Raw genomic sequence first — 12785 nt, 5'->3', positions numbered from 1 at the left:
TTGGCTCTTATCTTTCTATAGGTGCAATTTTAGAAATTTCTTTCGCAAATAAAGAATGTTCCGTTTGGTTCAAGGGTTTGTGAATCGCTTTGGTACTTGCGGGATATTTGGATAAGCTGTTATTGTTTTTCCAATTATTCTTGGGACGAATCGGCCTTGGACTGAAACCTCCGCCGCAATTGGGGCAGACATTTTCTAAAAAACTTTCGTAACAATGAATACAAAATGTGCATTCAAAAGAACAGATCATTGCTTCGGTAGATTCGGGCGGAAGTAACTTACCGCAATTTTCACAATTGGGTCTGAGTTCTAACATAATCGTAATGTTTCATTTTTGAAATATTTTGAGCAACGAGGATTTGATCTTTCGGGAAGAGTAAAATCGCCTGTAAAAAATATTCATTGATCGGAGATCTTTGTAGTGATAAAATATTTCCATTCAATGTCAACACAGCAACGGTTTTTCGTTTTCACATTTCTTCTTATTACTCTGAATATAGGATGTCAGGAACCTAGTGTTCGACTGGAAACAAATGCCTGTTCCTCTCCGATATCCGATTCATTTTGGCAACCTGCAAATGCACATGAGTCGGGCTTTGCAACAGACGCGTTTTGTCAGGTGCTGAAAGAATACTCTGAGAAAAACAATCTCTTACATTCTCTTTTGATTGAGCGTCATGGTAAGCTTGTCGCTGAAATTTATCATAATGGAAAGGACAGCCCTTTGAACATAAGATACGGTTTTCGTTTGCCTTTCGATGGAGAATCCGTTTTCGACAAGGACAGTTTGCATGATGTGCGATCTGTAAGCAAAAGCGTTGTATCTTTGTTATTCGGAATCGCGGTGGAGAAAAAACTTATACATGAAATCGATTCCAGTGTGCTTGCTTCCTTTCCCGAACTAGCTGATTTGGAAACAGTCCAACATAGCTCGGTTACCTGGAGACATTTGCTTACGATGAGCAGCGGTCTGGATTGGAAAGAATGGGCTCGCGGATTTTTGACAAATGATGAGGCAAGGTTGTACTGGAAAAAAGACCTGGTGAGATTTGTTTTTGAACGACCCATGATTGCGCCTGCGGGAAAAGTATTTAATTATAACGGCGGAGGGACTTCCGTTCTTGCGGAAATTCTTACGAAAGAAACCGGAAAATCTCTGGAAGATTTGGCGGCCGAATGGCTTTTTCATCCGATCGGAATTAATGATTATGAATGGGTAAAGGATCGGCACGGACGCGCACTTGCTTTCGGAGGATTGCGCCTGCGACCCCGTGATATGTTAAAATTAGGAAGGCTTATGTTGAATGGAGGTGTATGGGAGAAAAAGCAAATCGTTCCCAAAAACTGGATTGAAGATTCACTCAAATCACATATTACCACAAATATCACAATACTCACCGGTGACGATAGTCCTTTAGAATACGGATACCAATGGTGGACCGGAGAAACTCGTCTTTCCAATCGAACTGTCTCTTGGCAAGCGGCTCTCGGAAACGGCGGACAACGGATTTATATTGTTCCTGATCTGGATATGGTTGTTGTTACGACTGCGGGAGAATATGGTTCCGCAAGCATTGGCAAAGAGGTTGGCAGATTACTGGATAAAATCCTCGCGACTGCAAATTGAAAAAGGAGTACATTTAGTTTTGAAGCATACTTCTCATTTGGAATACCTCTACTTTTGAAACAATATGCAACTTCCCATAATCTATATTATGTCTCATTAGATTTTGAAACCCATTGAGTAGAAAGTGTTCTCATGTATACTTTTCCAACCGGTTCTTAGCCGGATTAAAGAATATAAGTCACTCTCATTCCTCATATTCGGAAATGTATTTCAGATCTTCCTTGGTGATTAACATTCGAACTCCGTCTTCCGTGCCGAAAGCAACGGAATGCAATTCTATTTTTTCTATATCGGCTGCATACGAACGGATGATTTCTTTGCAATGAACCGAGGTATCCGGTTGCAAAGGTCTGTCCAGTTTACAAATCAATTCCGGTGTTTTATAAGTTTCGGGAATGAGTATCAGTCCCTGTTTATCCACCGCAAATAACAAAGCGGAAAAACTGCGGATATTGGAAAGAGATAGATTGGTGACTGTCAGGTTCAAATGAAGATGTTTGGGCGACTTTGCGACAAGACGTTTGAATTCAAGAAAGACCGGTTGTCCCGCTAGTTTTGCACTCTCCTTAGCACCTGTTTTTTCCTCACCGAAGCTGATACATCCTTCCGAAAACAGCACACATAATAGAAAGATTGCAAAACGTTTCATTGGGCCGGTCTTATTTATTGAAAGGAACCAGTATTGTCGATTTATCACCTAGCATTTGTTGGGGGAGCCTACCATCCCATTTTTCAATCCACATTTTTTGGATCATAAGGGGTGTGAGTTGTTGGGATTCCAGTCTGATTTGGTTGGCAGTACCTTCCGCCTTCGCTTTTTCTATTTTGGCTTGGGCAACGGCTTCTCTCAATTCGTTTTCCCTTTGTTCCGCTTTTTGAATCTGTTCTATTTTTGCATCTAGAGCTTGTTTGACTTTTTCGGGTAATCTCATGGTTCCGATCCAATAAAGTCTCTCCACTATGATTCCTTTTGCAGCAAACTCCTGTTTTACGGCTTCGGTCGATTTTTCAATGAGTTCCACTCTTCCCTGCCCGTAAATCATATCGGAAGTCATACTGGATGCGAGTCGGTTCAATACATCCCTTACCGCAGTGCGCAAAACACTGTCTGTAATTTCATCAATTCCTCTTCTGTAAGTTTGGAATAACACATTCGCTTTGTCCGGTTCCACTCGAAATTGAATTCCCACATCCGCATTGACCGTCAGACCTTCTTTAGTTTGGATATCTATGGATTCGTTTGTTTCCGAATCTTCCTGATAGTCCGCCGTCCACACATAGGTTTTGGTAAATGTAGGATAGAGATAAAGCTCTTCGTTGATTCCCACCCAATAACGACCCACTCCCAATTCTTCCGAATCAACTCCTTTGCTCGAACCGAGTAAGTAAACCTTTACACCAACATAACCTGCCGGTACTTTTTCACAACCGGTAATAAAGAAGGTGGAGGCAATGATAAGCAAAAAGACCGATGCTAAGAATTTTTTATTTTTCATGAGTTTCCTTTATCCAATTTTTGAAATGATCCTTTGCGATCCAACCCACTATCGGTGGAATCCAGGATATGACAAGTACGCCTAAACCTAACAAGACTTTAGAATCTTCATTGCTTGAGATCAGACTGGGCAATTGGTACGCATACAGAAAAAAATAAAAGCATAGAGATAAAAATCCGGAGAAAAATAGGAAAATCTTAACTTTTATATCCATGAATCACTCTTTTTTCTTTTTACTTGCCCGGAATTTCTGGAAAATCTAAGGAATTTGAGAATCAAGGTCAAATGAAAAATCAGATTCCATGCCAAAATAGATTTAAGAATTTACGAAACCCGTACGGGGTTCTAGCGTGGACTTATCCAAATGAGATATTGCCTTCTACTACATTCAAAGGAAGAACAAAATCATTTAGGACAGCACACCACACCTAATCTCGCTTCAGGAGCAATTCTATGACCTTGAGTCTGGACTTCTTTCGTTCATCCATAGGAAAGAAGATCATTATGGCCATCACCGGATTTATCTGGTTCGGTTTCGTGATCGCGCATATGCTGGGAAACTTACAAGTTTTTCAAGGACCCGAAAAACTAAATGCTTATGCTAAGTTTTTAAAAGATCTTGGACCCTTACTTTGGGTTGCACGCATCGGTTTACTTGTCGCTTTTTTCGGACATGTAATCACGGCTATACTTCTTAAAAAAGAAAATTCCGCAGCAAGACCGGTTGCCTATAAAAAACAAGCTACGATCCAAGCCTCCGGAGCTTCCCGCACAATGTTTTATAGCGGACTACTGCTTCTTACCTTTCTTATCTACCACTTGCTTCATTTTACTTTCGGTGTAACCAATCCTGATCATTACACTTTCGAGTACACTTTGAAAAACGGAGAAGTAGTTCATGATGTGTATGCTATGGTGATTTTGGGATTTCAGCAACTACCGATCGCTCTCGCATATATCTTTTTTATGGTTTTTCTCTCCCTTCATTTTTCCCATGCGCTGGCTTCCATGTTTCAAACTCTTGGCATCCTTGCCCCGAAACATTTTCCGGTGATTGAAAAAACCGCAATCGGTTTAGCGCTAATAGTATTTATCGGAAATAGTTCCATGCCAGTTTCCATCCTGCTCGGATGGGTGAAGTAACGGATAAGAGGAGAAGTTATGAAATTAGATGCAAAAATACCATCCGGTCCGATTGAAAATAAATGGGACAAACACAAACAAGATATCAAACTTGTAAACCCGGCAAACAAACGTAAATATAAAGTCATTATCGTAGGCTCCGGTCTTGCCGGTGCTTCCGCTGCGGCAACATTATCCGAGTTAGGTTATGATGTTTCCGTTTTTTGTTTTCAGGATTCACCCAGACGCGCCCACTCGATTGCCGCACAAGGCGGGATCAACGCTGCGAAAAACTACCAAAACGACGGAGACTCCGTTTACCGTTTGTTCTATGATACGGTCAAAGGGGGAGACTTCCGCGCTCGGGAAGGTAACGTTTACCGCCTAGCTCAAGTGTCCACAAATATCATTGACCAATGCGTTGCCCAAGGAGTTCCTTTTGCCCGCGAATACGGAGGAACTCTTTCCAACCGTTCCTTCGGTGGTGCACAAGTATCCCGTACTTTTTATGCAAAAGGTCAAACAGGACAACAATTGCTGCTCGGCGCCTACTCTGCCCTTGAAAAGCAAATCGCAAAGGGTGCGGTGAAAATGTATGCAAGAACGGAAATGTTGGAACTCGTTTTGATAGACGGTCATGCCAAAGGAATCGTAGTTCGTGATTTGGTTACCGGTGAGATTTCTTCTCATGCTGGTGATTCGGTGATCCTGGCAACGGGGGGATACGGAAACGTATTTTATCTTTCCACCAATGCGAAAGGTTCCAACGTAACGGCTACTTTCCGTGCTTATAAAAAAGGTGCTGCTTTCGCAAATCCTTGTTATACGCAAATCCACCCTACTTGCATTCCTCAATCGGGAGATTATCAATCCAAACTGACACTTATGTCCGAGTCTCTTCGTAACGACGGAAGAGTTTGGGTTCCTAAAAAGAAAGGAGACCTTCGTGCTCCTCATGAAATCCCGGAAAACGAAAGAGATTATTATCTCGAAAGAAAATACCCTTCATATGGAAACTTAGCTCCTCGTGATATTTCATCCCGCTCGGCAAAAGAAGCATGTGACAACGGTTTGGGTGTCGGACCTCTTGTAGGTGACAAACGACTCGGTGTTTATTTGGATTTTTCCGATTCCATCAAAAGATTGGGAGAGCCGGTAGTAGCGGATCGTTACGATAACCTTTTCCAGATGTATGAAAGAATCACCGGTGAAAACCCATACAAAGTTCCGATGCGTATTTATCCTGCCGTCCACTATACTATGGGTGGTCTTTGGGTGGATTACAACCTGATGTCCAATATTCCCGGATTACATGTGTTAGGCGAAGCGAACTTTTCCGATCACGGAGCCAACAGATTGGGTGCCTCGGCACTTATGCAGGGACTTGCGGACGGATATTTCGTGATTCCTTATACGATCGGAGACTACTTCGCAAAAGAAGGTCATAAAAACATTTCTACGGATCGTCCTGAATTCAAAGAAGCGGAAGCTCGTGTTAAAGAGATGACTTCCAAATTTCTTTCCATTAACGGAAAAAGAACCCCGGATGATTTCCATAGAGAACTTGGGAAATTGCTTTGGGACAAATGCGGTATGGCAAGAACGGACGCTGGACTCAAAGAAGCGCTTAAAAAGATTCCTGAGCTGAAAGAAGAATTCTGGAAAAACTTGAAAGTAGCGGGTAACGGCGGAGAGCTCAACCAGGAATTGGAAAAAGCGGGACGCACTGCCGACTTCTTAGAGTTTGGCGAACTTATGTGTTTGGACGCTCTCAAACGGGAAGAATCCTGCGGAGGTCACTTCCGGGAAGAATACCAAACCGAGGAAGGAGAAGCGCAAAGAAACGATGACAAGTTCTGTCACGTAACCGCTTGGGAATACAAAGGAGACGGAAAAACTCCTGAAGAACACAGAGAACCTCTGGAATATGAAAACATCCACCTTGCCGTAAGGAGCTATAAATAGAATGAGCGAAACAATGAAATTACACCTCAAAGTTTGGAGACAAAAAAACTCTAGTGATAAAGGAAAGATGGTCAGCTACGAAGCTGATAATGTGAACGAACACATGTCTTTTCTCGAAATGTTGGATGTTGTCAATGAAGGTTTGATCTCCAAAGGGGATGAGCCGATTGCTTTCGACCATGACTGCCGTGAAGGAATTTGCGGAATGTGTTCCATGGTGATCAACGGTGTTCCTCACGGTCCTGAAAAAGGAACGACCACATGCCAGCTTCATATGAGAAAGTTCAATGACGGAGATACCGTTTATATCGAGCCTTGGAGAGCAAAAGCTTTTCCAGTGGTAAAAGATTTAGTGGTAGATCGTTCTGCATTTGATCGTGTCATCCAAGCAGGCGGTTATGTATCCGTAAATACAGGCGGTGCTCCTGACGGAAACGCGCTTCCCATTTCGAAAGTGAACGCCGACCTTGCAATGGATGCTGCAACTTGTATCGGATGCGGTGCTTGTGTCGCTGCTTGTAAAAATGCATCGGCTATGCTATTCGTATCCGCAAAAGTTTCGCATCTCGCTCTTCTACCTCAAGGTCAAGTTGAGAAAAAAGAAAGAGTTCGCAAAATGGTGGCGGCAATGGACAAAGAAGGATTTGGAAATTGCACAAACCAATACGAATGTGAGGCTGCTTGTCCGAAAGAGATTTCGGTAAATTTTATCACAAAACTCAATAGAGAGTTTATCGCTAGTTAAGCGAATTCTTTTCTAAAGTTTCTTTTTTAGAATCAGAACCCGGGGGATTTTCCTTCGGGTTTTTTATTTAGATCATTTGGGAGAATAAAAAATTAATTCCAATCGGATTCGTTCAGAAGAACGTGCATAAGATCCCCGGGTGACTTACTCTCCCTTTCCAAATCATCTTTAAAATGATGTAAAAAACCGATTTCCTTATTTCTTTTTTTTCTTCCCGCTTCCAATACTTGAATTCGATTTAGAATGCTCGTCTTCAAGAGATCTTTTTTTTCCGAATGGGAACCGGGCTTATTTATATTTTCTTCCAGAGTGGAATTCCAAAGTTTCAGTTGGGAATACAATCGAAACCGTTCCATCGCGTTGTACTTGCCGGAAAGTTGATCCGTATGCCCTCCGTGGCGAATCATCAATTCTTCTTCCAAAAGTCCGACCAATTCGTTTTCAACTGTTATGCGAATCCAGAGATCGTAGTCTTCACAAGTAAGAAGTCTTTCATCGAACCCCCCTGTTTCTTTCCACAATTCCTTATTTAGAATCACACTGGAGGGAGTGATCAGACAAAGTTCAAGACTTTCCCGAAAGATATCCCCTTCTCTTTTCCTATGTTTGTCCAAAGGTTTTACTTTGTTTCCGTTTTTGATCCATATCTCATTCGTTTGTGAAATTCGAATTTCAGGATGATCTTTATGATAATTGATTTGTTTGGAAAGTTTTTCCGGTAGCCAAAGATCATCCGAATCCAAAAAACAAATCCATTCTCCGCCGGATCTCTCCACTCCGAAGTTGCGCGCACTGGATACTCCCCTATGAGTTGTTTGGTGAAGCTGTATGGATTTTGTATTTTTACCGAAACTGGTAAGCTTCGATTTCCATCCGGGATAAGCACTGAGCAAAGCGGACCAGGTAGTATCTTTCGAGCCGTCATCTACGACAATCAGCTCCCAGTTTCCGTAAGTTTGGGAAATAACGGATTCGATCGCTTTCTTCGTAGCATCAGGACGATGGAATGTGGGAAGGATGATGGAAACAAGAGGAGTAGACATGGATTTAAAGGGAATACTTTTCAAGGGAATCGGCTATTTCGGACTCTAAGAGTAGATCCAAATGATTCAAGAGTCCTCCTTGGTGTAAATAAATCCATTCCGATTCCCTGTCTTCCTTTGACGAAAGAAAATCGTTCGGAGAGTCCGCTAAATCTTGCAAACAATTCCAGGATTTGGCGCTATAAATCGGTTCCAGTAAAATCCCTGTTTTGCGGTAAACTTCCCTTATCATTTCCTTCTCGTGGCCAATCTTTCCGAATTTTTGATTTCGCCCTGGCTTCAAGAGAAAGTATTCTCCCAAGTCGTTTTCCGTCAGATGAAGGGATTTCAGATAAGAAGGAAGATTCTTTAGAAAACGATCTTCGGTTTCCCCTATCAATATCCCGGCTACCTTCACCTGTGTATTTTTAAAAAAAGTAACCGCAGAAATAAAACTTAGTCCGGAGCCGATCTCTAAAAACAATAAGGAAGTTTTGGTGAATTGATTTTTTATCGTTTTCCAGAGGATATTTAACTGAGATAAGGCGGAAAAATGTAGTCCGTATTCCGGAACGGAAAATACATTCTGATCCTCTTTCTTACCCGCTGCAAAGAATGAATCAAAACAGTCTTTTCTAGTCGGAAACACGAAAACATTTGTGCCTAAATTTTTAACCAAAATTCCGTTTGCAGTTGTGATATTCGGGTCCCTATTGTACGCATAAACGTTGATTTCGAATCCTGCCGAAAAAAATAGAAAACTGTAAGCGGATAAAAAATTACCCGGGAGAGCACCAACAAGTCTGATCTTTCGGATTTGTTGGTCACTTAGAAATTCCAAAAGACCGAATGCCTTTCTGATTTTCGTTCCCATTCCGAAGCAGAGTTTGTCTTCCCGAATGATTTGAATTTTTTTATGAGTGAATGATATTTCCGAGATATCCAGGAAAGGTTTTCGGATCTGGCTTCGGATTTTTTCCAACATATATATGGATTCTCGGAAAACAAACGTTAAGTTGTTGTTCCACGAGGGTTATATCTATGTTTTATGACGGAAGAAAAAAGAATCCAAGAAATAAGCAACAACGATCAGAAAACCCCATAAATCGGAAATCAGTGCCGTTCCTTCCTTCAGATTCACATGTTCAATACCGCGAATCACATGCAATAGCCCGGCCATCCCCAGATAAAGACCTCCAAGAGTCGCCGCCGGACGTAAAGTAGGAAAAAATAAGGAGAGCGCAGCAAGCCCACCCATGAGCAGATTGGCAAATCCTAATTCCCTGATCACCAGATATGCTGAATCGTTTAATTGCAAAATACTTGCGGTAAATGCAGGATTCGCAATTTGATTTACACCTGCACTGATAAGCCTTATGCCGATGGCCCAAAAAATGAACCACTTCCATGTAAGATCAAAAAACCTAGCTTGCGGAGAGCGATAGAAAAACTCTCCAAGAACAGAGAAGAGAGGCACTACTAACATTGTCGCTGCAATATATATGACATATCCCATTCTGCGACCTTGAACCTACCGGATTATTAAGTAAAGTGGTTTCCCGGGATTGAGAAAAGATCAATCCCCGGTTTTTAAAATAGATAGGAAAGCTTCCTGAGGGATTTCCACAGATCCGATCTGCTTCATTCTCTTTTTACCTTCTTTCTGCTTTTCCAATAGTTTTTTCTTTCGGGAGATATCTCCACCATAACACTTTGCAGTTACGTTCTTCCGAAGAGCGGAAATGCTTTCGCGCGCGACTACTTTCGCACCGATTGCTGCTTGCAAAGGAATCATAAATTGGTGTCTGGGAATCAGATCTTTCAGTTTTTCGATGATGATCCGTCCACGATCTTCCGCTTTCGATTTATGAACAATCGAAGAGAGCGCATCCACAGGTTCCCCATTCACAAGGATATCCATTTTTACCAATTTGGATTCCCTGTATCCGATTTCTTCGTAATCGAGAGACGCATAACCTTTGGTATGCGATTTTAGTTTGTCATAAAATTCGAAAATTAATTCAGCAAGAGGCAACTCATAGGTCAATTGAACTTTGTCTTTGGAAAGATAAACAGTATCCATATGAATACCCCGTTTATCGATGACAAGCGACATGATATTTCCCACATAATGATCGGGAGCGATGATAGTCGCTTTTACATAAGGTTCTTCCGATTTGTCGATCGTAATTGTTTCCGGCCATTTGGAAGGGTTATCGATTTCATAGACTTCCCCTTTCGTGTTTGTAATTCTAAATTTTACCGACGGAGCCGTTGTGATCAGATCCAGATTGAATTCCCTTTCCAATCTTTCCTGGACGATTTCCATATGAAGTAGTCCCAAATACCCTACGCGGAATCCGAATCCGAGTGCTACCGAATTTTCCCTTTCGAAGGTAAGTGCGGAATCGTTTAGTTTTAATTTTTCAATCGCATCTACAAATGCGTCGAAGTCCTCTCCGTTGATGGGAAAAAGTCCGGCAAACACCATCGGTTTTGCGTCTTTGAATCCGTGAACGACTGAATCCGTCGGGTTGTTTGCGAGTGTGACAGTGTCGCCTGTTTTTGCATCACCCATCTTTTTCATACCCGCTACCACATAACCTACGTCACCCGCCTGTAAGCCGTCCGTGCTAACCATAGTAAGACGATTGACCCCTACTTCTGTGACAGGAAACTGACGGCCTATGTTCATCATATGAATTACATCGCCTTTTTTCAATTTCCCGTCGAATACTCTCAACTTTGCCACCACACCCATATAAGTATCAAAGAAGGAATCGTAGATAAGTGCTTTGAGAGGTTTGTCTATATCGCCTTTCGGTTCCGGAATCAGATAACAAATAGCTTCGAGTACGTCTTTTACATTCAAGCCGGTTTTGGCGGAGATAGGGATCGCTTCCTCCGGGTCGAGTCCGAGTGATTCCTCAATCATCAGTTTGCACTTGTCTATGTCTGCGGAAGGAAGGTCGATTTTATTGATAACAGGAATGATGCGAAGATCCAATTCCATCGCCAAATATAAGTTAGCAAGAGTTTGCGCTTCCACACCTTGGCTTGCGTCTACAATGAGCAATACTCCTTCGCAGGCGGCAAGAGAGCGGGATACCTCGTAAGTAAAATCCACGTGGCCAGGCGTATCGATCAGATTCAAATGATAAAGATTCCCGTCTTTGGCCATGTAGTCGAAAGAGGCGTTGTTTGCCTTAATCGTAATTCCTCTTTCTCTTTCTATATCCATGGAATCCAGGATCTGGTCTTTTTTGGTTCTTTGGTCTGTGACTAGCCCTATTTCCAATAGCCTGTCCGCCAAAGTAGACTTTCCATGATCCACGTGGGCTATGATGGAAAAATTTCGGGTAAATTTTTGGCGTTCGTTCAAATGATCCTCTGCTTTTTAAGTCATTTTCTCGCAAGGGATAGGATTGTCTAAAAAGTTTATTGTCAGACCATTAAAAATCCCTACTATGGAAGCATAGAAAACCCTAGGAGAAACGAAGACCTATATGGCAGAAAAATCAATCATCCGTTCCATCAAAGCTCGAGAAATCATGGATTCCCGAGGAAACCCCACTGTAGAAGTGGATGTGACTTTAGAAGATGGTTCCTTTGGACGGGCGGCAGTTCCTTCCGGCGCTTCCACTGGAGAACACGAGGCGGTAGAACTTCGTGACGGTGATAAAAAAAGATATCTTGGCAAAGGCGTTACCAAAGCGGTCGATAACGTAAATTCCAAAATCACAAAGGCACTGATCGGTCAGAACGCTCTGGACCAAATCGCAATCGACGGGACAATGATCAGTCTCGACGGAACTTCCAATAAATCTAAGTTAGGTGCCAATGCTATTTTGGGAGTCTCATTAGCAGTTGCTAAAGCAAGTGCAAATCACGTAGGTTTGCCTCTGTATCGTTATATCGGAGGATCTTTTGCCCGTGAACTTCCCGTTCCTATGATGAATATCATCAACGGAGGAGCACACGCTGACAATAATATCGATTTCCAGGAATTTATGATCCTTCCTGTTTCCGCTCCTAATTTTAAAGAAGCCCTTCGCATGGGTGCTGAAGTTTTTCATAACTTGAAGTCGGTTCTTAAATCCAAAGGTTTGAATACCGCCGTGGGCGACGAAGGCGGATTTGCCCCGAACCTATCTAGCAATAGTGAGGCGATTGAGGTGATTTTGCAAGCGATCGAAAAAGCAGGATACAAACCTGACACTGACATCAAAATCGGGTTGGATTGCGCCGCTTCCGAGTTTTATGATGAGAAGAAAAAGAAGTATGTTCTCAAGGCTGAGAAAAAGCCGGAAAAAACTGCGGAAGAACTCATCGAATACTACTCAAATTTAGTTTCAAAGTATCCGATCATTACTATGGAAGATGGTTTGGATGAAAACGATTGGACCGGCTGGAAAAAACTTTCTGAAAAATTGGGTAAAAAAATCCAGTTGGTTGGTGACGACTTGTTCGTAACCAATATTGAAAAACTTTCCAAAGGGATTCAAAAGGGAATCGGAAACTCCATCCTGATAAAGGTGAATCAAATCGGGTCTCTGACAGAAACTCTTAGCGCTATCGAAATGGCAAAAAAAGCACAATATACCGCAGTGATCTCTCATAGATCGGGAGAAACTGAGGATGCTACCATTTCTCATATCGCAGTGGCAACCAATGCAGGCCAGATCAAAACTGGATCTCTCAGCCGCACGGACAGGATTGCCAAATACAATGAACTTCTTCGTATAGAAGAAGAATTGGGAAAAACGGCAGTATTTTCAGGAAAGGAAACTTTTTACAATCTGAGATAA

General features: G+C 42.2%; 13 protein-coding genes. 5 read left to right on the top strand and 8 right to left on the bottom strand.

The genetic code is table 11. From position 1 onward, the window contains the following. Positions 1–7: 7 nt before the first annotated feature. A complete protein-coding gene (locus DI077_RS09215) occupies positions 8–316 on the bottom strand; it encodes a DUF1272 domain-containing protein (protein ID WP_109019848.1) in 309 nt (102 codons plus the stop codon). A gap of 126 nt (positions 317–442) precedes the next feature. On the opposite strand from DI077_RS09215, the gene DI077_RS09210 reads away from it, so the two are divergent. Further along, the gene (locus tag DI077_RS09210) at positions 443–1627 is read left to right on the top strand and encodes a serine hydrolase domain-containing protein (protein ID WP_109019847.1); all 1185 of its coding nucleotides are present in this window, start codon (positions 443–445) and stop codon (positions 1625–1627) included. A gap of 184 nt (positions 1628–1811) precedes the next feature. Here the strand turns inward: DI077_RS09210 and DI077_RS09205 are convergent, their stop codons facing one another. The 3 genes from DI077_RS09205 to DI077_RS09195 are packed head-to-tail and all read right to left on the bottom strand — an operon-like array spanning position 1812 to position 3337. After that, entirely contained in the window at positions 1812–2276 is a 465-nt protein-coding gene (locus DI077_RS09205; protein ID WP_109019846.1) for a hypothetical protein, read from the bottom strand. 10 nt (positions 2277–2286) lie between these two features. Further along, on the bottom strand, positions 2287–3123 hold the full coding sequence (locus DI077_RS09200; protein ID WP_135354868.1) for an SPFH domain-containing protein: 837 nt from the start codon (positions 3121–3123) through the stop codon (positions 2287–2289). Continuing rightward, positions 3113–3337 (bottom strand): hypothetical protein, encoded by a 225-nt coding sequence (locus DI077_RS09195; RefSeq protein ID WP_109019845.1) that lies wholly within the window; start codon positions 3335–3337, stop codon positions 3113–3115. The genes DI077_RS09200 and DI077_RS09195 overlap by 11 nt, the downstream gene beginning before the upstream one ends. Positions 3338–3576: 239 nt before the next feature. Here DI077_RS09195 and DI077_RS09190 point away from each other — a divergent pair, with 239 nt between their 5' ends. Genes DI077_RS09190 through DI077_RS09180 form a run of 3 tightly spaced genes read left to right on the top strand, consistent with a single transcriptional unit; the run spans position 3577 to position 6955 of the window. After that, complete coding sequence (locus DI077_RS09190; RefSeq protein ID WP_109019844.1) at positions 3577–4266, top strand: succinate dehydrogenase cytochrome b subunit; 690 nt, start codon at positions 3577–3579, stop codon at positions 4264–4266. Between the two features lie 18 nt (positions 4267–4284). Continuing rightward, positions 4285–6210 carry a fumarate reductase/succinate dehydrogenase flavoprotein subunit gene (locus tag DI077_RS09185; protein WP_109019843.1) on the top strand — a complete coding sequence of 642 codons (1926 nt, stop codon included), beginning with the start codon at positions 4285–4287 and terminating at the stop codon, positions 6208–6210. Positions 6211–6223: 13 nt separating this feature from the next. After that, positions 6224–6955: a succinate dehydrogenase/fumarate reductase iron-sulfur subunit gene (locus DI077_RS09180; RefSeq protein ID WP_109019990.1), complete on the top strand. Its 732-nt coding sequence runs from the start codon at positions 6224–6226 to the stop codon at positions 6953–6955. A gap of 92 nt (positions 6956–7047) precedes the next feature. Here DI077_RS09180 and DI077_RS09175 read toward each other — a convergent pair whose 3' ends face one another. The 4 genes from DI077_RS09175 to lepA are packed head-to-tail and all read right to left on the bottom strand — an operon-like array spanning position 7048 to position 11359. Further along, complete coding sequence (locus tag DI077_RS09175) at positions 7048–8022, bottom strand: glycosyltransferase family 2 protein (protein WP_242935142.1); 975 nt, start codon at positions 8020–8022, stop codon at positions 7048–7050. Beyond that, complete coding sequence (locus tag DI077_RS09170; RefSeq protein ID WP_109019841.1) at positions 8003–8962, bottom strand: PALP domain-containing protein; 960 nt, start codon at positions 8960–8962, stop codon at positions 8003–8005. Before DI077_RS09170 ends, DI077_RS09175 begins: the two co-directional genes overlap by 20 nt. A gap of 54 nt (positions 8963–9016) precedes the next feature. Then, the gene (locus DI077_RS09165) at positions 9017–9493 is read right to left on the bottom strand and encodes a DUF6790 family protein (protein WP_135354867.1); all 477 of its coding nucleotides are present in this window, start codon (positions 9491–9493) and stop codon (positions 9017–9019) included. A gap of 60 nt (positions 9494–9553) precedes the next feature. Further along, positions 9554–11359, bottom strand: coding sequence for a translation elongation factor 4 (lepA, locus tag DI077_RS09160; protein ID WP_109019839.1), 1806 nt, complete (start codon positions 11357–11359; stop codon positions 9554–9556). A 124-nt stretch (positions 11360–11483) separates the two neighbouring features. Between lepA and eno the strand changes: the two genes are divergently transcribed. After that, positions 11484–12785 (top strand): phosphopyruvate hydratase, encoded by a 1302-nt coding sequence (eno, locus tag DI077_RS09155; RefSeq protein ID WP_109019838.1) that lies wholly within the window; start codon positions 11484–11486, stop codon positions 12783–12785.

The sequence above is a fragment of the Leptospira kobayashii genome, from assembly GCF_003114835.2.
GTDB lineage: Bacteria > Spirochaetota > Leptospiria > Leptospirales > Leptospiraceae > Leptospira_A > Leptospira_A kobayashii.
Note: the sequence above shows the minus strand (reverse complement) of the source record. Positions and strands in the feature narration are given on the sequence as shown.

What these genes read in the sequence shown, in the direction of transcription:
- DI077_RS09215 (WP_109019848.1), bottom strand. Translation starts at nt 316, where the DNA reads ATGTTAGAACTCAGACCCAATTGTGAAAATTGCGGTAAGTTACTTCCG.
- DI077_RS09210 (WP_109019847.1), top strand. Translation starts at nt 443, where the DNA reads ATGTCAACACAGCAACGGTTTTTCGTTTTCACATTTCTTCTTATTACT.
- DI077_RS09205 (WP_109019846.1), bottom strand. Translation starts at nt 2,276, where the DNA reads ATGAAACGTTTTGCAATCTTTCTATTATGTGTGCTGTTTTCGGAAGGA.
- DI077_RS09200 (WP_135354868.1), bottom strand. Translation starts at nt 3,123, where the DNA reads ATGAAAAATAAAAAATTCTTAGCATCGGTCTTTTTGCTTATCATTGCC.
- DI077_RS09195 (WP_109019845.1), bottom strand. Translation starts at nt 3,337, where the DNA reads ATGGATATAAAAGTTAAGATTTTCCTATTTTTCTCCGGATTTTTATCT.
- DI077_RS09190 (WP_109019844.1), top strand. Translation starts at nt 3,577, where the DNA reads ATGACCTTGAGTCTGGACTTCTTTCGTTCATCCATAGGAAAGAAGATC.
- DI077_RS09185 (WP_109019843.1), top strand. Translation starts at nt 4,285, where the DNA reads ATGAAATTAGATGCAAAAATACCATCCGGTCCGATTGAAAATAAATGG.
- DI077_RS09180 (WP_109019990.1), top strand. Translation starts at nt 6,224, where the DNA reads ATGAAATTACACCTCAAAGTTTGGAGACAAAAAAACTCTAGTGATAAA.
- DI077_RS09170 (WP_109019841.1), bottom strand. Translation starts at nt 8,962, where the DNA reads ATGTTGGAAAAAATCCGAAGCCAGATCCGAAAACCTTTCCTGGATATC.
- DI077_RS09165 (WP_135354867.1), bottom strand. Translation starts at nt 9,493, where the DNA reads ATGGGATATGTCATATATATTGCAGCGACAATGTTAGTAGTGCCTCTC.
- eno (WP_109019838.1), top strand. Translation starts at nt 11,484, where the DNA reads ATGGCAGAAAAATCAATCATCCGTTCCATCAAAGCTCGAGAAATCATG.